This is a genomic window from Phenylobacterium sp. GW823-FHT02A09 (assembly GCF_058797775.1).
Genome location: NZ_JBXAJZ010000004.1, coordinates 384051 through 402623, shown reverse-complemented (window position 1 = coordinate 402623; position 18573 = coordinate 384051). Strand labels below are relative to the sequence as shown.

Genomic DNA, 18573 nt, shown 5'->3' with positions numbered 1-18573 from the left:
CAATGCAGATCGCCCCCGCGAAAGGTTACAGTTTGGACAGGCTTTGGAGCTTCTGGATCGATCGCGGCGGCACCTTCACCGACGTGATCGCCCGCGCCGACGATGGCGAAGAAGTCTCCCTCAAGCTGCTCTCGGCCTCGCCTGCATATGCCGACGCCGCCGTCGAGGCGATGCGTCGGGTGCTGGGGGCCAAAGCCGGCGAGCGTTTCCCCGCCGCCCGAGTCCGAGCGATCAAGATGGGCACCACCGTGGCCACCAACGCCTTGCTGGAACGCGCCGGCGCCAAGACCCTGCTGGTCGTCACCGAAGGCTTCGCCGACGCCCTGGTGATCGGCGACCAGGCCCGGCCCGACCTCTTCGCCCTGAACATCGAGCGGCCCGACCCGCTCTATTCCGGCGTCGTCGAGGCCGCCGAGCGGCTGGCCGCCGACGGCGCGACGGTCCGCACGCTCGACGAGGCCGCGCTGATGGCCGCCCTGCGCCAGGCCCGCGCGGAAGGTTTCACCTCGGCGGCGATCGCCTTCCTGCACGCCGACCTCAATCCCGCCCACGAACGCCGGGCCGGCGAGCTGGCGCGCGACGCCGGCTTCCCGTTCGTCGCCCTCAGCCACGAGGTCTCGCCCCTGCCGCGCTTCGTGCCGCGGGCCGAGACCACCGTCGCCGACGCCTATCTCACCCCGATCCTGCAGGCCTATGTCGAGCGGGTGGCGAGCGCCGTCGAGGGCGCGCCGCTCTACTTCATGACCTCGGCCGGCGGGCTGGTGCACGCCCAGGCGTTCCGCGGCCGCGACGCGGTGGTCTCCGGCCCGGCCGGCGGCGTGGTCGGGGTCGCCCGCACGGCGCAGATCGCCGGCGCCGAGCAGGCGCTGGGCTTCGACATGGGCGGCACCTCGACCGACGTCTGCCGCTACGCCGGCCTGCTGGAGCGCCGCGACAGCGCCAGGGTCGCCGGGGTCAAGTTGCGCAGCCCGATGCTCGACGTGGAGACGGTCGCGGCCGGCGGCGGCTCGATCCTGGCCTTCGACGGCTTGCGCGCCCGGGTCGGCCCGCAGAGCGCCGGCGCAGATCCCGGCCCCGCCGCCTACGGCCGCGGCGGCCCGGCGACGGTCACCGACGCCAACCTCGTGCTCGGCCGGCTCGATCCGCGCTTCTTCCCGGCGATCTTCGGACCGAACGCCGACGCCCCGCTCGACGTCGCCGCCGCCCGCGCGGCGCTGCAGTCGCTCGCCGACGCCATGGGCGCGACCAGCGTCGAGGCGGCCGCCGAGGGCTTCGTCGCCATCGCGGTCGAGCAGATGGCCCGCGCCACCGACCGCATCTCCACCGAGCGCGGCTTCGACCCGCGCGACCACGCCCTGACCGCCTTCGGCGGCGCCGCCGGCCAGGTCGCCTGCGAGGTCGCCGAGGCGCTGGGACCTTCGCAGGTTATCTGTCCACGCTACGGCAGCGTGCTCTCGGCCTGGGGCATCGGCCAGGCGCAGCTCGCCAGCCTGCGCCAGGTCGGTCTCGGCGCGCACCTCGACGCCGCCGGCCTCGTCCTTGCCGAGGCCGCCGCCGCGCAGGCCGAGGCGGCCGCCCGCGCCGCCCTTGCCGAGCAGGGCGCCGACGCCGGCGAGGTCCGTCTCGTCCTGCGCCTGCGCTACGACGGCGCCGACGCCGAATTGCCGGTCCCCCTCGGCCCGCTGGCCGAGGTGACGTCCGCCTTCGAAAGCGCCCACAAGCGGATGTTCGGCTTCATCGAGTCGAACCTGCCCATCGTCATCGCCTCGGTCGAAGCCGAAGCGGTGAGCGAAGGCGCCGCCGACAATTCCTCCCCCGCTGGGGGAGGTGGATCGTCGGAAAGCAGCGAGACGGAGGGGGACCGCTCGCTCTCGCTTGGGTCAAAGTCCCCCTCAGTCGGCCATACGGCCGACAGCTCCCGCAGCGGGGGAGCAATTGAGCGCACCCGCATGTTCTTCCATGGCGCCTGGCATGACGCGCCGATCATCGCCGCCGACCAGCTCACCGCCGCCGAAGGCCCGGCCCTGATCGTCCGCGCCGACACCCAGATCGCGCTCTCCCCCGGCTGGACCGCCACGCCTGGCCCTGACGGCATGGTTCGCCTGGAACAGGCCGGCCGCCGCAAGGCCGCGGTGCTGGCGCTCGACAAACCCGACCCCGTCACCCTCGAACTCTTCAACAAGCGATTCATGGGCGTGGCCGAGGCCATGGGCGCGGCGCTGGAGCGCACCGCCCATTCGGTGAACATCAAGGAGCGGCTCGACTTCTCCTGCGCGCTGTTCGACCTGGATGGCGGCCTGGTCGCCAACGCCCCGCACATGCCCGTGCATCTCGGCTCGATGGGCGCCAGCGTCCGCGCCGTCCGCGACCGCCACCCGACCCTGAAGCCAGGCGACGCCTTCGCGCTGAACAACCCCTATGCCGGCGGCACCCACCTGCCCGACATCACCGTGGTCATGCCCGTGTTCGTGGCCGGCTCAGCCCGCCCCGCCTTCTACGTCGCCGCGCGCGGCCACCACGCCGACGTCGGCGGCATTCAACCCGGCTCGATGCCGCCCTTCTCCCATACGCTGGAGGAGGAAGGCGTACTGCTCGACGCCCTCCCGATCATGAGCGGCGGCGTTTTCCTGGAGGACGCGGTGCGCCAGGCCCTGACCGCCGGGCGCTACCCGTCCCGCGCCCCGGACCGCAATCTCGCCGACCTCAAGGCGCAGATCGCCGCCTGCCAGGCCGGGGCCGCGGCGGTCAGCGGCATGATCGAGACCTTCGGCGGCGACGCGGTCGCCGCCTATATGGGCTTCGTCCAGGCCAACGCCGCCGCCTCGGTCCGCCGTGCGGTCGGCAAGCTCAAGGACGGAACGGCCCGCGTGCCGATGGACGGCGGCGGGGAGATCGTCGTGCGGACCACCGTCGATGCGGCGGCCGGCGAGGCGGTGCTCGACTTCCGCGACTCGGCCGCCCAGCTCGGCTCGAACTTCAACGCGCCCTCGGCGATCGTCGACGCCGCCGCGCTCTACGTCTTCCGCAGTCTGGTCGACGACGACATCCCGCTCAACGCCGGCTGCCTGGAGCCGCTGAAGATCCTGACGCTGGAAGGCTCGATGCTGGCCCCGCGCTACCCCGCCGCCGTCGTCGCCGGCAACGTCGAGACAAGCCAGCACGTCGTCGACGCGCTCTATGCGGCGCTGGGCGTGATGGCCAACGCCCAGGGCTCGATGAACAACTTCACCTTCGGCGACGAGACCCGCCAGTATTACGAGACCATCTGCGGCGGGGCCGGCGCCACGGCCCAGCAGGCCGGGACCAGCGCCGTCCACACCCACATGACCAACTCGCGCCTGACCGACCCCGAGATCCTCGAGCGCCGCTTCCCGGTGCGGGTCGAGGCCTTCGCCATCCGCCGCGGCTCGGCCGGCGACGGGGCCAAGCGCGGCGGCGAGGGCGCGTTCCGCCGGATCCGCTTCCTGGCCCCGATGGAGGCCGCGCTGCTCTCGACACGCCGCGACCACGCGCCCCAGGGGATCGCGGGCGGCGGCGCCGCCCTGCCCGGCGTCCAGCGTTTGATCGCCGCCGACGGCGCGGTAAAGGAACTGCCCGGCTGTTTTTCGCTTACAGTCGCGGCTGACGATATCATCGAGATCGAAACCCCCGGGGGCGGGGGATTCGGGGCGGCCGCCTGATCCAGTCTTCAACGAGGTTCCATGCCAGCGCTACTCATCGCTCTCGCCCTTCTGGCCGTCGACCAGGCCGCCGAGCCGGCCGCCGCTGCGCCCGCGACGCCTGACGGGATCGAAGACCTGCCCTGGCCGGTCGGCGCGCCACGCGACGACTATGGGCTGGTCTCCTGGTGCCACGGCGCGCTGACAGGCTATCTCAGCCTGCATGACCAGGTGATGCCGGAGGTGACCCGCATCGAGACCGCCTATCGTCCGCCGGGCCGTTCGCTGGCCGAGGACCTCAAGGTCTACGCCGACATGCAGAAGCAGAGCCGCAAGGACCTGAAGGCCTTCGAGCGGGCCATCGAGACCGCCGAGAAGGCCAGCATCCGGCCGCTCGGCCCGATCGGCGCGGCGGCGATCAAGAAGGGCCAGGCCGTCTGGGCCGGCGCCCCGAACCTGACCAAGGCCCGCCTCGCCCAGGAGTGGATGAGCTGGTCGCTGCCGGTCCGCTGCAGTCCGACCGCCGAACGCCTGGAGAAGAACGCCAAGCTGCTCGGCGCCGCCTTCGACCCGACCGCAGGGCTGGACGCGGCCGCCGCGCCGGAGGCCCCGCCCCCGGCCGAAGCGCCGACCAGCTAGGCCGGCAGACGCTCCCCCGGCGGGGGAGCATCCGTTCGCCGCCCCTAGGACAAAGTAGCGCCGCATACCCGCTCGATAGTCCGGCCGCGGACCGCTATGGTTTACGCCTAGGTCCCGCCGGGGGGCGCTCCAACAGAGAGACCGGCTTGCCGACAGTCGCCTTTGTCAATCCGAAGGGTGGCGCGGGAAAAACCACCGCCGCGCTGCTGCTCGCCCTCGGCCTCGTCGAGCGCGGCCAGCGGGTGGCGATGATCGATTCCGATCCCAACAAGCCGCTGGTGCACTGGGCCTCGCTGCCCGGTCGCCCCGACAGGATCAGCATCCATCCCGCCCCGATGATGGAAGACATGCGCGACGCCTTGCGCGAGGCGCAGCGCAAGCAGCCCGACTGGCTGATCCTCGACACCGAGGGTTCGGTCCGCGGCGCCATGGCCTTCACGACCATGCGCCTGGACCTTGTCGTCACCCCGCTCGCCGCCTCGCAGCTCGAGGCGATCCAGGCGATCAAGGCCGCCGAGATGGTCACCCAGTTCGGCCGCCGGGCCGGACGCCCCCTGCCCCATCGCTGCCTGCTGACCCGGGTGCCGGCCGCCCTGCGCCCGCGCTCGCTGAGGGAAGTGGTCGCCCAGCTGCGGACCAGCGAGATCGAGATCCTGCCCACCCCGCTGATCGAGAAGGAAGCCTTCCGCACACTGTTTGCGGTCGGCGGCGGCTTCGACCAGCTCGAAGCCAGCGGCGTCAGCGGCGTCCCCGCCGCCCGCGCCAACGCCGAGGCCTATCTCGTCTCGGTGCTCGATTTGTTGGCAAAACCTACCGAAACGTCAAACTAATCCGCCTGACGGAATCCCGAACGCTTGCCAGGATTCTCGGCGAACAGCGTTTACACGTCTTAATTCCCCGCATACCGGACCGTTGAAGACAAATCCTCGCCATCTGTGGCGCAGAAGCGACATTTTCGGGCGCCCGAGCCAATTCGACGGGCACAACAAAACTGCTCACTGATTTTTATGAGGAAATTCGACGCAATTTCGAATCCTCGGTACGATTTTGCGTTTACGTCAAAAATTCGAACGCCGTTTTTGCGATAACGCCATTCGATTACGTCGATGTAGCGGCGTTATTCTTTCCGTGACGGAAAAGAGACTTGCGTTTCCGGGTCCCCGCCGCTTTTTCCTGCGCCACGTTAAGACGACAATTCGACGTATAACGTAGTTATATTAGGGGAAACGAATGTTGCATTGTAGGTACCTCGCAGGAGCCTCCTCCCTCGCGCTCCTGGCGGTCCTCGGGCTTGCTGGCACCGCCAGCGCGCAAGACGGTTCTGTCGCGGTCGAAGAGATCGTGGTCACCGGCTCGTTCATCGCCGGCTCGCCGGAAAACGCGGCCCTGCCGGTCAACGTGATCGGCCAAGACGAAATGCAGAAGCAGGGCTCGCCGAGCACTGTGGACCTGCTGAAGTCGATCCCGGCCGTGTCCGGCGTCCTTGGCGAAGCCAACCAGTACGCCGCCGCCCAATCGACCGGCGTCGGCAACGTCAACCTGCGCGGCCTCGGCGCCGAGCGCACGCTGGTGCTGATGAACGGCCGCCGCATGGCGATCTCGCCGGGCGCGATCTACGTCGACACCAACATGATCCCGACGGCCGCCATCGGCCGCGTGGAAGTGCTGAAGGACGGCGCGGCCGCGACCTACGGCTCCGACGCCGTCGCCGGCGTGGTGAACTTCATCACCCGCAAGAACCTGAGCGGCCTGGAAGTCTCGGGCAACTACTCGTACATCGACGGCGCCGACGGCGACTACACCCTGAGCGCCGCCTACGGCTGGCAAGGCGAGAACGCCGACATCCTGCTGACCGCCGGCTACCGCAAGCGCACCGCGCTGCCGGTCACCGAGCGTGACTTCGCGATGCGTTCGCTCACCGACAACCCGCAAGGCGGCTGGTCGAGCTTCGGCAACCCCGGCACCTACCTGACCAGCGGCAACGGCGGCGTCACCTACACCAGCGCGCTGCAAGATCCGGGCTGCGCGACCATCACCGGTCCGGGCTGCCAGTTCCAGTTCATCGGCTTCAACAACCTGATTGAAGAAGAAGAACACTGGCAGCTGTACGGCGAGATCAACTTCGACCTCACCGAGAAGACCAAGTTCCACGCCGAAGTGCTGTATGCGGCCCACGACGTGCCGCAGGAACACTCGTCGCCGTCGTACCCGCCGAACAACTTCCCGACCTCGGCGCTGACCGGCAAGGTCCAGCCCAACGGCTTCTTCATCCCGGTGGCCAACCCAGGCCTGCAGGCTCTGCTCGGCCAGATGACCCCGGCCCAGGCGGCGGCGGCGGCCAACGGCCTCTTCACCTCGATCGCCTGGCGTCCGATCGGCGTCGGCGGCAACGATCTGTTCGGCGGCGGCGCCAAGCACGACCGTCGTTACTTCGAAACTTACCGCATCTCGGCCGGCCTGAAGGGCGAGTTCGACGTCGCCGGCGGCATCGGCTGGGACGCGGCCGTCACCTACATGGACTCCAACTCCGACGTGGCGACCTCCGACATCCTGGTCGGCAAGCTGCAGCGCGCGATGATGGGCTTCGGCGGCGCCAACTGCCAGGGCACGACCGCTGGGGCCAACGGCTGCCTGTGGTTCAACCCGTTCTCGACCGGCGTTGAATCCAACGTCATCGACGGCCGCACCAACCCGGGCTACGTCGCCTCCACGGCCAACAGCCGTGAAGTGCTCGACTACATCTTCGGCGAGTACGGCTACAAGCAACGCTCGCGCATGTTCACCGCCGACCTGGTGTTCAACGGCGAAGTGGGCAGCGTCGACTTCGGCGCCGGCCCGCTGGCCTGGGCCGCCGGCGCTCAGTACCGCTGGAGCGGCGTGGAACGTCAGAACAACGACGACACCAACATCGCCGTCAGCCCCTGCGCGGACTCGTCGGTGAATCCCGGCGCGACCTGCGTCGCCCAGAACGGCCCGTTCAGCTTCTTCGGCGCCCTGGCCGACTACGACCTCGACTACTCGGTCGGCGCGGCCTTCGTCGAAGCCCAGATGCCGTTCACCGACAGCCTGACCGGCACCCTGGCGATCCGCTACGAGGACTACGGCGGCAACATCGGCGCGACCACCAACCCGAAGGTCGCTCTGAAGTGGCAGGCCACCGACTGGCTGGCGTTCCGCGTCTCGGCCGGCTCGACCTTCCGCGCCCCGCCGCAGACCCAGATCGCTCCGACCGCGACCACCAACCTGTCGTACACCACCGCGGCCGGCGGCTATCGCGCCTACGACCTGTGGGGCAACCCGAACCTGGAGCCGGAAAAGGCCAAGACGCTGAACCTCGGCGCCCTGTTCGACTTCGGCGACTTCCGCGCGTCGGTCGACTACTGGTCGTTCGACTTCGAAGGCCCGATCCGGTCGGAAAGCGGTTCGCAGATCGTCAACGCGATCTTCCCGAACGGCGCCGCCGGCGCGAACAACTGCGGCAATCCGGCCTTCGCCGCGCTGCAAAACCGCATCTCGTTCAACGGCGCCTGCTCGGCCGCGAACATCAACCGGGTCCGCCACTACTTCGTGAACGGTCCGGACGTGAAGACCAGCGGTGTTGACGTCTCGGTCAACTACACGGCTCGCGACGTCCTCGGCGGCGACATGAACTTCGGCGCCGACGTCACCTACGTCATCGACTACGTGGTCGCTCAGAACACGATCGAAGGCATCGTCACCGCTCCGGAAACCGACTACGTCGGCACCATGGACTACCTCGGCTACGGCTCGCAGCCGCAGTGGAAGGGCAGCGCCTTCGCCGAATACAACCGCGGCGACCACAACCTGCGCTGGACCGTCCGGTACGTCGACAACATGGTCGACACCCGTGGCGGCTCCTCGACCTTCGCGACCAACCAGAACGGCCGCAAGATCGACGCTTTCATCACGCATGACCTGGCCTATCGCGTGTTCCTGCCCTGGGACACGACCCTGACGGCCTCGGTCATCAACGTGCTGGACGAAGAGCCGCCGTTCGCCCGTCTTGACCTCAGCTACGACCCGTTCACGGCGAACCCGCTGGGCCGGTACTACAAGCTGGGCGTCACCAAGAAGTTCTAGAGGTCTTCCCCCTCGAGAACTCTGACTGGGGCGGCTCCTAAGGGAGCCGCCCTATTTTTTTCCCGTCAGACCGGCAGGCCTTCGGCCACCCGCCGCGCGTAGCAGGCGTCCCAGAAGGGCTCGCCGCCGAACTTCTCCAGCATCAATTCAGTCAGCGCCCGCACCTTGCCCGACATGTGCGCGGCCGGCGGCGGGCGCACGACATAGAGCCCAGCCGGCGGGGTCGGGAAATCGAGCAGCAGCGGGACAACCTCGCCACGGTCGATCGACGGTCCCATCAGGAAAGTCGGCAGCATCGCCACGCCCAGCCCCGCCGCCGCCCCGGCCAGTACCGCCGGCCCGTTGTCGGCCTTGAAACGGCCCTCGGGGCGCACCGTCACCGTTCGCTTGCCGTCCAGGAACCGCCAGACCTCGGCGCCGCTGGTCACCGCCGGCAGGCCGTCCAGATCCTCGGGCCGCGCCGGGGTTCCGTGCGCCTCCAGGAAGGCCGGGCTGGCGACCAGCGCCGCGCGGATCGGCGCGATCTTGCGCGCCACCAGACTGGAGTCCTCCAGCGTCCCGATCCGCACCGCCGCGTCGTAGCGCTCGCCGATCAGGTCGACGAACCGGTCGCTGTAGGAGACGTCGAGGTGCAGCTTCGGATGCCGAACGGCCAGCTCGGCCAGCACCGCCGACAGGTGGGTCATGCCGAACGACAGCGGCGCCGACAGCCGCAGCGAGCCGACGATCTCCTCGCCGCGCTGGGCCAGGTCGTCGCGCGCCGCTTCCAGCTCGGCCAGCACCCGATCGGCCCGCTCCTTGAACTCGATGCCGGCCTCGGTCACCGAGACCCCGCGCGTAGTGCGGCTCAGCAGCTGGGTTCCCAGCTCCGCCTCCAGCCGCGCCACGCGGCGGCTGATCATCGACTTCGACAGCCCGAGCCGCTGGCCCGCGCGCCCGAAGCTCTGCGCCTCGGCCACTTCCGCAAAAGCCTGGATGTCTTCGAGGTCGAGCATCTGGCGTTCCCATTCATGCAACAATCTGGTGCGGAATATCGGGCTACTGTTGCACCATTCAAGACCTCACCTCTGTCGGCGTCGAATTCACTCAACGCCTTGGAGGGCGCCTTGACCAATATTCTCGTTCTCAACAGCAGCGTCAGCGGCGAGGCCTCGATCTCGCGCCTGCTGGTCGCCGACGCCGTCACCGAACTGACCGCCCGCGATCCGGGCGCGCAGATCGTCTTCCGCGACCTGGCCGCCGACCCGATCCCGCACCTGCTGCCGTCCACCGTGGCCGGCGTCCGCGCCCAGCCGTCGAGCCCCGCCGAGCATGAAGCCCGCGCCCTCTCCGACAAGCTGATCGCCGAGCTTCGCGCCGCCGACGTCATCGTCATCGGCGCGCCGATGTACAACTTCAGCGTCCCGACCACCCTGCGTTCGTGGTTCGACCACGTGCTGCGCGCCGGCGAGACGTTCCGGTACTCCGAGGCCGGTCCTGAGGGCCTGCTGACCGGCAAGAAGGTGATCGTCGTCGAGAGCCGCGGCGGCCTCTACAGCGAAGGTCCGGCCCAGGCGCTGGACTTCCAGGAGCCCTACCTGCGCCAGCTGCTCGGCTTCGTGGGCCTGACCGACGTGAGCTTCATTCGCGCCGAAAAGATCGGCTACGGCCCCGACGCCCGCGACCAGGCGGTGGCCGACAGCCGCGCCGAACTGGCCAAGCTGAGCGCCTGACGAAATCGGCGCTTCGGCGCCGAGACGGAGGGGGACCGCCCGCATCGGCCCAGATGGGCGGTCCCCCTCAGTCACACTTCCCGACGCATGAACACGCGCGCGGTCTCGTCGAGGCCGCGCGCTTCGTGTTCCGCCCTGATTTGGGACATGCCCGGCGTCAGCGCCGCCACCTCGGCGAACCCCAGCCGCGCGTAGTACGGCGCGTTGAACGGCACGTCCTTGAAGGTCGACAGCGTCAGGGCGGGCCAGCCGCGCGCCCGCGCCAGGTCGCTCACCGCGTCCAGCAGCGCCGCGCCGATCCCGCGGCGCGCATGGCTGGGCAGCACGTCGATCTGCTCGACATAGGCGCAGCCTTCCTCGGGCCGGAACATCACGAAGGCGACCGCCTCGCCCTGATCTGCGGCGACCAGCAGGCCGCCCGCCGCGATCCGCGCGGCCAGGGCTGCAGCGTCGGTCGGGTCGTCGTGCGCCAGCCAGGCGCGGTCGGTATCGAGAAAGCGGGTCGCTGAAAGGCGTTCGATGTCGCGTACGCGGTCGATCTCGTCGGCGCGGGCGGGGCGAATATGGATCATGTGGAGGCCTGGTCAGGAGGGATCGCCGCGCCGGTTTGACGCGGGTGAGGGCTGGTTCGCAAAGAGCGCGGCGTCAGGCCTTCAAGGATCGTGGTCTCCATCCGGCTCGCCCAGGCGGCCGCTGCGCATTACATAGACGCGACGAGAGGATGCCGCCATGCAGACGCCCCGCCTGATCTACTTCGCCGACCCGATGTGCTCGTGGTGCTACGGCTTCTCCCCGGTGATCGGCCAGATCCGGCGCACCTTCGGCCGCGCCCTGCCCATCCAGCTGGTCATGGGCGGCCTGCGCCCCGGCAACGACAAGCCGACCACCGAACAGGCCAAGACCGAACTGAAGATCCACTGGGAACATGTGCATGAGGCCACCGGCCTCCCGTTCGACGACGCCGTGCTCGACCGGCCGGGCTTTCTCTACGACACCGATCCCGCCGCCAGGGCCATCGTGCGGGTCCGTCGCGAAGACGGCGAAAAGGCCCTGCTATTCCTGGCCCGCCTACACCACGCCTTCTACGCCGAGGGTCTGGACGTGACCAAGGCCGAGGTCCTCGCCGACCTGGCCGCCGATTACGGGGTCGATCGCAAAGCGTTCCTCGCCGACTTCGAGACCGACGACCTCAAGCACGAGACCTGGAACGACTACGCCACCTCCCAGCGCGCCGGCGTGACGGGTTTTCCGACCCTGGTCGGCGGCCCGAACGAGGAAGGCCACTACGGCATCGTCAACCGCGGCTACCAGCCGGCCGAACCGGTGCTGCAGGTGCTGCACCAATGGCTCGGCACCGAGCCGGACGCCGTCACTCGAGCGTAAAGCCGACCTTCAACAGCACCTGATAGTGCCCGACCTTGCCGTTCTCGACATGGCCGCGCACCTGCTCGACCTCGAACCAGCGGATGTTGCGCACGGTCGCGCTGGCCTTGGAAATCGCCGTCTGGACGGCGTCGTCGATGCTCTTCGTCGACGAACCGGCCAGTTCGAGGATCTTGTAGACATTGTCGTCGGCCATGGCGGGCCTCCCTTGTCGCTATAGGGAGGAACGGCCGCATTGGCGGGGAAGTTGCGGCCGGCGGCTACGCCGGCCGCCCCTGGTCAGAACTTGTAGTCGATCCCGACCCGCAGCAGGTTCGCCCGTGCGTCGGCCTGGGTCGTGAACGCCGCATAGCCGTTCGGCGTCACCCAGGAGGCCCGCACGTCGCCGAAGTCGGTGTAGAGCCACTCGCCGCGCGCCGACAGGTTGTCGCTGAAGGCGTAGGCGCCGCCGATCCCGGCCGCCCAACCGGTCTTGGTGTTCTTGTTGTTGTAGCTGCCGACGTTCCCCAGCGCCCGGTTGTCGGTGTAACTGGCTTTCACCTCGACCTGCGACACCGCCAGCCCCGCGGTGCCGTAGAGCATGTACGGCCCGCTCGCCCAGCCGATGCGCGGCCGCAACGTCCAGACCCAGTCGGTGCTCGCTTCCTGAGTGATGGTCGCCACGATCGGCGGATTGACCACCGACGGCAAAACGAACGAGTTCGAGCGGCTCTGCCCGATGTCCATCCAGCCGACGTCGGTCTCCAGGCCGAACACCCAGTTGCCGCTCTGATAGTTGTAGCCGCCCTGGATCCCTCCGGTGAATCCCGTATCGTTGTCGTCCGAGGAGATCGGCGCGTTGAGCGCGGCGACGTCGCGCGGGTCGATCGGCGCGGCCCCGTTGCCCGGCTCGATCCTGGTCTTGATCGACGTGTCGCCCCAGCTCGCGCCGGCGTTTCCGCCGACATAGAAGCCGGTCCAATCGTAGTCCTGGGCGAGCGCCGAAGCGGGCGCGAGCAGGCTGGCGCAGCCGGCGGCCGCCAAAACAAGTTTGAGAGACATCACTATCCCCTCTCGTTTTTCGGGTTGTGAGATCGCGCCCGGTGGAGTGACCGCCGCCGGCGAATGGGCGCCGGGGTCGAGCTGAGCATCCTCATGAAACGCGCTCGAAGGCGTGGCCGGAGCAGTCTCCAGCCCCTTCATTTTGGCGCCGCGACCCGTCGCCGCACAGATCGGGTCGATGCCCGATGGCGCCCTCAGGCCCAATGCAGCAAGGGCGCGGCGTGCTCCGGCCCGCCGCGCCCAGGGCTTCGAAGAAGTCCGCCGGCTCAGCCGGGAATCTGGTCCAGAAAGCCGGTGACGGTCTTGAGACGGCCGTCCTCGACCCGCACATAGTCGGTGCCCTTGATCGGCGCGTCGGCGACGCCGTCCGGCCCGAGGCCCCAGGAGAAGCGGACATGATCGCCATGGCCGTCCGGCTCGCCGATCAGGGCGAAGCGGAAGCCGGGAAAGCGCTCCTGCACCCCGGCGATCAGGGCGTCGACCCCGGCGTGGCCTTCGACGGCGGCCAGCGGATCGACATAGATCGCGTCTCCGGTCCAGGTGTCGGCGATCATCGCCTGGCGGGCGGCGACGTCAGTCTCGTTCCAGGCGGCGATGTAGATTTCGGCGATGTCGGCGGCGGTGGTCATGGGTCAGCTCCTTGTTGACGCCCCGACCATGCCGGCTGCGCGAAGGCCCCGCGATTACCCGCCAGGTAACGTGGCGGCCGCCTTGCCGAACCGGTCGGCCAGCGCCTAGCGTCGCCGCAAAGGGAGACACCGGGCATGGAAAGCCACATCCGCACGATCGAGTACCACCGCGACGACGCGCTGCACGACGGGGCCCTGGTGCTGCCCGACGGCGCGACCGAGCCGCTGCCGGGCGCGCTGGTGTTCCACGGCTGGGAAGGCCGCTCTGAGGGTCAGGAGCAGTTCGCCCAGCGCCTGGCCGGCCTCGGCTACGGCGCCTTCTGCGTCGACCTCTACGGCAAGGGCAAGCGTGGCGAGACCCCGGCCGAGTGCGAGGCGCTGATGACCCCGCTGGTCCAGGACCGGGCCGAGCTGCGCCGGCGGCTGCTGCACGTGGTCGAGGTGGTCGCCGCCCTGCCCGAGCTTCGCGCCGACCGGCTGGCGGCGATCGGCTTCTGTTTCGGCGGCCTCTGCGTGCTCGACCTCGCTCGCGCCGGCGCGCCGCTGAAGGGCGTCGCCAGCTTCCATGGCCTGTTCACCCCGCCCGGCCTGCCCACCGTTACGCCGATCCAGACCAAGGTCGCCGCCTATCACGGCTGGGACGACCCGATGGTCCCGCCGGCCGACGTCGTCGCCCTCGGCCAGGAACTGACCGCCGCCAAGGCCGACTGGCAGATCCACGCATTCGGCGGCGCCAAGCACGCCTTCATGAACCCCGGCGCGAACATGCCCGACATGGGCATCGAGTATCACGAGGCTGTCGCGCACCGGGCCTGGACCGCCATGGCCGGCTTCCTCGGCGAGGCGCTGGCCTGACATGCTCAAGCTCACCTTCGCCCTCGTTCGCCGCCCGGAACTGACCCGCGAGCAGTTTCAGGACTACTGGCTGAACACCCACGCCCCGCTGGTGGCCAGCGTCCGCGAGACGCTGCGCATCCGGCGCTACGTTCAGTTGCACAGCCTGCCGCTCGACGCCTCTGCCGCCCTGCGCGACGTGCGCGGCGGGCCGGAAGGCTTCGACGGCGTCGCCCAGCTCTGGTGGGACAGTTTCGAGGACATGGCGGGCGCCGAACCGCAGGCCGCCCGCAAGGCCGGAGCCCTGCTGCTGGAGGACGAAAAGCGGTTCATCGACCTTGCGCGCTCGCCGCTCTGGTGGGGCCACGAGCACGTCATCTTCTGAGGCGGGGCAAAGAAAAGGGCGCTCCCGACCGAAGCCGGAAGCGCCCTCTTAGCCTGTCCCCACAGGCGGACCTCGTCGCCGTCATCGGCGCCGCGTCGAAACGATGGCGTCTTTATGACGGACGCAATGAGTCCATCCAATTAACATTCTTGTCGCAGTTGTTCCGCAGGCGGATCTGCCACCACAAAATGCGGGAACGTGGCGCCCAGAGCACCCTACCCCTGGTCGAATTTGATCCGATTACGCCGCCCGGTCGCGCGCCTTGCCGCGCAGGCCGAAGCCGCCCTCGCCATGTCCGCCCAGGCTGGAGAACCGCGCCTCCTCGGCCTTGTGGAAGAACTGCGAGGCCACGAGCCAGGCCTTCACCGGCCGCAACGTGCCCAGGCAGCCGATGATCAACGCCGGAAACACCGTCACGACGTGGACCCAGATCGGCGGGTGATAGACCACCTCGACCCAGGTGAAGACCGCGATGACGATCATGCCGATGGCGGTCATCACGAAGAACGCCGGGCCATCGGCCGGGTCGGCGAACGAGAAGTCGAGCCCGCAGGCTTCGCAGCTCGGAGCCATCTTCAGGAAGCCGCTGAACAGCTTGCCCTTGCCGCAGCGCGGGCAACGGCAGGTCAGCCCCGAAATGATCGGCAGCGGCGGGTCATAGGTTTGGTTGGCGTCGGCCATGGCCAGGTCCTACATACAATCGTTGCATTGATGCCTACAATTGAATATCAATGTATGGATTTCGAAGAGGGATGGCAAGCATGGCCGGTCCTGCGACCCTTTGGCTGCGGCGCGTCGAACGCGGCGGCGGCCCGATCTACCTGGCGATCCTGCGCGCGCTCGAGGCGGCGATCGCCGACGGCGAGCTGCAGGCCGGCGAGCAGCTGCCGCCCCAGCGGACGGTCGCCGCCGCGCTCGGCGTCGACTTCACCACCGTCACCCGCGCCTACGCCGCCGCCCGCGCCCGCGGCCTGGTCGAGGGCGCGGTCGGGCGCGGCACCTTCGTCGCCGGCCGCGCGGCCGAGGACGAGGCCGGGCTCGTCGATCTGTCGATGAACCTGCCGCCGCCGCCCAAGGGGCTCAACCTCGGGAAACTCCTGAAGGAGACGGCCGGCGCGGTGCTCGACCGCACCGATCCGCAGGCGCTGATGGCGTATCACCCGCCCGGCGGCTCACTGGCCCAGCGCGCGGCCGGCGCGGCCTGGCTCGCGCCAGGGCAAGGCGAGGTGTCGCCGGATCGCGTGGTGGTCACGCCCGGCGCCCAAGCGGCGCTGACCGCCATCCTCGCCATGCTCGCCCGCCGCGGCGATGCGGTCATCGTCGAGCCGCTGACCTTTCCGGGCGTCCGTTCGGCCGCCGCGCTGCTCGGCCTGCGCCTGGTCGCCTGCCCGGTCGACGACGAGGGCTTCGATCCGGAGTCGCTGGCCCGCCTCTGCGCCGATCACGCGCCACGGGCGATCTACTGCATCCCGACCCACCAGAACCCGACCGCCGCCACCATGGGCGAAGGCCGACGCCGCGAGATCGCCGCCGTCGCCGGCGCCGCCAGGGTTCCGATCATCGAGGACGACGCCTACGGCCGGCTGCCGTCCACGCCCCTGCCCGCCATCGCCGCCTTCGCCCCGGACCTGGTCTGGCGCCTGGCCACCACAGCCAAGGCGCTGTCGCCCGGCCTGCGCATCGCCTATGTCGCCGCCCCCGGCGCCGGCGCCGCCCAGCGCCTGGCCGAGGCCCTGCGCGCCACCACCCTGATGCCGGCTCCGCTCAGCGCGGCCATCGTCACCGCCTGGATCCGCGAGGGAACCGCCGACAAGGTGCTGGCCGCCGTCCGCGCCGAGGCGGTCGAGCGTCAGGCCCTGGCCCGCCAGATCCTGCCCGCCGCTCGGGGCGCGCCCGAGGCCATCCACATCTGGCTCGACACCCCCGACCACTGGCCGGGCGAGCGCCTGCGCGACACCGCCCAGAGCCGCGGCCTGTCGTTGGTCACCGCCGACGCCTTCGCCGCCGCGCCCGGCGCGCGCGCCGGCCTGCGGATCTCGCTCGGCGGGCCGGCCAAGCAGGTCGTCCTCGCCCAAGCCCTGCGCGGCGTCGCCGCGATCCTCGGCGGCGAGCCGACCGGCCGGATGGTGGTGTAGCCGGACTAACCGGCCGGAAACGTCAGGTAGCCGCGTTCGACCATCCGCCGCATGGCCTCGTAAGCCTCGGTCAGCTCCTCATAGGCGCTGCGCAGCGAGCCGAGCCGCTCGGTCTCCTGCACGGTCAGCGGGTGCGGGTTCTCGCTCAGGGCCAGGGCCTGGGCCACCCACTGGCTGCGGGCCAGCGCCGCGGCGACCGCCAACTTCTGGAACTTCGCCGCGTCGGCCTGGCCCAGCATCTGGCCGATCACCTCTCGGTTCGAGGCGTAGGCCGTGTAGTCGATCTGCTCGATATGCCCGCGCAGGCGCTTCTGGGCCTGAGGGTCGAGCGAGCCGTCGGGCTCGAAGTGGTCGTGAGACCGCCGCACGTTGGCCGTCCGGGTCACCGACATGCCGACCTCCCAGGTCGCAAGACCCCTGTTGCGCAAGGGCCCCGCCATCCTGTCGGGCCGCTGCTTAAGAGGGCGTTGACGGGCCTCCCTGACGCCGCTCCGCGGGAAAACCCCGATAGGCCGCCCGCGGCCGCCACGCGAAGCTGGCGGCCTACGGAGGACGCCGTGACCCAAGCCCTGCCATCATGGACCGACGGCGCCGCCCGCCGCGCCATCCTCGATTTCGTCGCCGCCGTCACCGACGAGGCCGGCCCCGACTTCACGCCCTCGCCCGAGCGGATCGCGGTGTTCGACAACGACGGCACCCTCTGGTGCGAACAGCCTTTGCAGGTCCAGGTGCTGTTCACCCAGGACCGGGCGGCGGCCATGGCGGCGGCCGACCCCTCGCTCGCCGAGCGCCAGGCGTTCAAGGCCTTCCTCGATCGCGACCTCGCCGCCATCCACGCGCTCGGGAAAAAAGGCATCTTCGAGTTCGCCTTCGCGGTGCACGCCGGCCGGACCATCGAGGCCTTCCAGGACGAGGTCCGCCAATGGATGGCGAGCGCCCGGCACCCCAAGCTTGATCGCCCCTATCCGAAGGTCGTCTACCAGCCGCAGCTCGAGCTGCTGGCCTACCTGCGCGAGCACGGCTTCAAGACCTTCATCGTCTCCGGCGGCGGCGTCGACTTCATGCGCGCCTTCGCCGAGCAGGTGTACGGCATCCCGCCCGAGCAGGTGATCGGCTCCAGCGTGAAGACTGAGCTTCAGGAAACCGACGGCCACTTCGCGCTGATGAAGCTGGCGCAGCTCGACACCTTCGACGATCGCGCGGTCAAGCCGGCCAACATCGGCCTGCACATCGGCCGCCGCCCGATCCTGGCCTTCGGCAATTCGGACGGCGATCAGGCGATGCTGCGCTACACCCTGGACGGCCCCGGCCGGCGCCTGGCGCTGCTGGTCCACCACGACGACGATGCGCGCGAAACCGCCTACGATCGCGACTTCAAACTCAGCCCGCTGACCGAGACCCTCGACCGCGCCGACGAGTTCGGCATCCAGCTGGTCAGCGTCAAGCGCGACTGGGCCAAGGTGTTCCCGGACTAGGCAATCTCGCCAAGGAAGGCTAATCGGGCGCGATGAGCGACACGCCCACCACTCCGCCCGACCGCCTCTCGGTCAATCCCGCCAGCCCGCACTACAACGAGGAGGCCCTGGCGCGCGGCGTCGGCGTCCGCTTCAAGGGCGTCGAGAAGACCAATGTCGACGAATACTGCGTCAGCGAAGGCTGGGTGCGGCTCAGCGTCGGCAAGACCGTCGATCGCAAGGGCAACGCCATGACCGTCAAGCTGCAGGGCGAGGTCGAACCCTACTTCCAGGACATCGCTGAGTAAGCCTCGCGTCGGCGCGGTCAGCGTGACCGCGCCCGCTTCTCCTTAAAATTGGTCCAGCGTCGCTAGTGCGGCGCCGACAGGCAGTGCAGGTCGTCCGGCACGGTCTCGCTCCCGCGCGGCCGGCGTCCGGCCGCGGCCTCGCGCACGGCCGCCTTGCGCGCCGCCTGCCCGAACACCTCCTGCAGCCAGAGGACCCAGCCAAAGGGAACGTCCTTATGCAGTCTGTGTAGTTCCTCCATCGCCCGGCTCCTTCCTTTTCGCTTGCCAGCAAAGCGAAAATCGACCGAACCGCG

General features: G+C 69.5%; 19 protein-coding genes. 11 read left to right on the top strand and 8 right to left on the bottom strand.

Annotation, left to right across the window (positions count from 1 at the left end):
- The first annotated feature begins 32 nt into the window (after positions 1–32).
- The 4 genes from AC1Q87_RS18535 to AC1Q87_RS18520 all read left to right on the top strand — a co-directional run bounded on the left by AC1Q87_RS18535 (position 33) and on the right by AC1Q87_RS18520 (position 8399).
- A complete protein-coding gene (locus tag AC1Q87_RS18535; RefSeq protein ID WP_492610308.1) occupies positions 33–3680 on the top strand; it encodes a hydantoinase B/oxoprolinase family protein in 3648 nt (1215 codons plus the stop codon).
- Positions 3681–3701: 21 nt separating this feature from the next.
- Positions 3702–4298, top strand: coding sequence for a hypothetical protein (locus AC1Q87_RS18530; protein WP_492610307.1), 597 nt, complete (start codon positions 3702–3704; stop codon positions 4296–4298).
- A gap of 146 nt (positions 4299–4444) precedes the next feature.
- The gene (locus AC1Q87_RS18525; protein ID WP_492610306.1) at positions 4445–5128 is read left to right on the top strand and encodes a nucleotide-binding protein; all 684 of its coding nucleotides are present in this window, start codon (positions 4445–4447) and stop codon (positions 5126–5128) included.
- Between the two features lie 511 nt (positions 5129–5639).
- Positions 5640–8399 carry a TonB-dependent receptor gene (locus tag AC1Q87_RS18520; RefSeq protein ID WP_492610305.1) on the top strand — a complete coding sequence of 920 codons (2760 nt, stop codon included), beginning with the start codon at positions 5640–5642 and terminating at the stop codon, positions 8397–8399.
- Positions 8400–8464: 65 nt separating this feature from the next.
- Here the strand turns inward: AC1Q87_RS18520 and AC1Q87_RS18515 are convergent, their stop codons facing one another.
- On the bottom strand, positions 8465–9394 hold the full coding sequence (locus AC1Q87_RS18515) for a LysR family transcriptional regulator (protein ID WP_492610304.1): 930 nt from the start codon (positions 9392–9394) through the stop codon (positions 8465–8467).
- A gap of 111 nt (positions 9395–9505) precedes the next feature.
- Here AC1Q87_RS18515 and AC1Q87_RS18510 point away from each other — a divergent pair, with 111 nt between their 5' ends.
- Entirely contained in the window at positions 9506–10111 is a 606-nt protein-coding gene (locus AC1Q87_RS18510) for an FMN-dependent NADH-azoreductase (protein ID WP_492610303.1), read from the top strand.
- Positions 10112–10182: 71 nt separating this feature from the next.
- On the opposite strand, the gene AC1Q87_RS18505 is transcribed toward AC1Q87_RS18510, so the two are convergent.
- Positions 10183–10683, bottom strand: coding sequence for a GNAT family N-acetyltransferase (locus AC1Q87_RS18505; RefSeq protein WP_492610302.1), 501 nt, complete (start codon positions 10681–10683; stop codon positions 10183–10185).
- 157 nt (positions 10684–10840) lie between these two features.
- Here AC1Q87_RS18505 and AC1Q87_RS18500 point away from each other — a divergent pair, with 157 nt between their 5' ends.
- Positions 10841–11494 carry a DsbA family protein gene (locus tag AC1Q87_RS18500; RefSeq protein ID WP_492610301.1) on the top strand — a complete coding sequence of 218 codons (654 nt, stop codon included), beginning with the start codon at positions 10841–10843 and terminating at the stop codon, positions 11492–11494.
- Here the strand turns inward: AC1Q87_RS18500 and AC1Q87_RS18495 are convergent.
- The 3 genes from AC1Q87_RS18495 to AC1Q87_RS18485 form a co-directional block, all read right to left on the bottom strand.
- On the bottom strand, positions 11481–11690 hold the full coding sequence (locus AC1Q87_RS18495; RefSeq protein ID WP_492610300.1) for a dodecin: 210 nt from the start codon (positions 11688–11690) through the stop codon (positions 11481–11483). The two genes, AC1Q87_RS18500 and AC1Q87_RS18495, sit on opposite strands and share 14 nt — an antisense overlap.
- 83 nt (positions 11691–11773) lie before the next feature.
- Complete coding sequence (locus AC1Q87_RS18490) at positions 11774–12535, bottom strand: outer membrane protein (protein ID WP_492610299.1); 762 nt, start codon at positions 12533–12535, stop codon at positions 11774–11776.
- 266 nt (positions 12536–12801) lie between these two features.
- Positions 12802–13164 (bottom strand): nuclear transport factor 2 family protein, encoded by a 363-nt coding sequence (locus AC1Q87_RS18485; protein ID WP_492610298.1) that lies wholly within the window; start codon positions 13162–13164, stop codon positions 12802–12804.
- 135 nt (positions 13165–13299) lie between these two features.
- Here AC1Q87_RS18485 and AC1Q87_RS18480 point away from each other — a divergent pair, with 135 nt between their 5' ends.
- Together AC1Q87_RS18480 and AC1Q87_RS18475 are read left to right on the top strand one after the other, a co-directional pair.
- Entirely contained in the window at positions 13300–14019 is a 720-nt protein-coding gene (locus tag AC1Q87_RS18480) for a dienelactone hydrolase family protein (protein ID WP_492610297.1), read from the top strand.
- A gap of 1 nt (position 14020) precedes the next feature.
- Positions 14021–14383, top strand: a complete 363-nt coding sequence (locus tag AC1Q87_RS18475; RefSeq protein WP_492610296.1) for an EthD domain-containing protein — start codon at positions 14021–14023, stop codon at positions 14381–14383.
- 240 nt (positions 14384–14623) lie between these two features.
- Here the strand turns inward: AC1Q87_RS18475 and AC1Q87_RS18470 are convergent, their stop codons facing one another.
- Positions 14624–15064 (bottom strand): DUF983 domain-containing protein, encoded by a 441-nt coding sequence (locus AC1Q87_RS18470; protein ID WP_436062374.1) that lies wholly within the window; start codon positions 15062–15064, stop codon positions 14624–14626.
- Positions 15065–15144: 80 nt separating this feature from the next.
- Here AC1Q87_RS18470 and AC1Q87_RS18465 point away from each other — a divergent pair, with 80 nt between their 5' ends.
- Positions 15145–16518 (top strand): aminotransferase-like domain-containing protein, encoded by a 1374-nt coding sequence (locus AC1Q87_RS18465; RefSeq protein WP_492610295.1) that lies wholly within the window; start codon positions 15145–15147, stop codon positions 16516–16518.
- Between the two features lie 5 nt (positions 16519–16523).
- Here AC1Q87_RS18465 and AC1Q87_RS18460 read toward each other — a convergent pair whose 3' ends face one another.
- Positions 16524–16910: a hypothetical protein gene (locus AC1Q87_RS18460; RefSeq protein WP_492610294.1), complete on the bottom strand. Its 387-nt coding sequence runs from the start codon at positions 16908–16910 to the stop codon at positions 16524–16526.
- Between the two features lie 165 nt (positions 16911–17075).
- On the opposite strand from AC1Q87_RS18460, the gene AC1Q87_RS18455 reads away from it, so the two are divergent.
- Both AC1Q87_RS18455 and AC1Q87_RS18450 read left to right on the top strand, forming a co-directional pair.
- Positions 17076–17993: an HAD family hydrolase gene (locus AC1Q87_RS18455; RefSeq protein WP_492610293.1), complete on the top strand. Its 918-nt coding sequence runs from the start codon at positions 17076–17078 to the stop codon at positions 17991–17993.
- Positions 17994–18025: 32 nt separating this feature from the next.
- Positions 18026–18280 (top strand): DUF3297 family protein, encoded by a 255-nt coding sequence (locus AC1Q87_RS18450; protein ID WP_492610292.1) that lies wholly within the window; start codon positions 18026–18028, stop codon positions 18278–18280.
- Between the two features lie 62 nt (positions 18281–18342).
- Here AC1Q87_RS18450 and AC1Q87_RS18445 read toward each other — a convergent pair whose 3' ends face one another.
- A complete protein-coding gene (locus tag AC1Q87_RS18445) occupies positions 18343–18519 on the bottom strand; it encodes a hypothetical protein (protein WP_492610291.1) in 177 nt (58 codons plus the stop codon).
- Between the last annotated feature and the right edge of the window lie 54 nt (positions 18520–18573).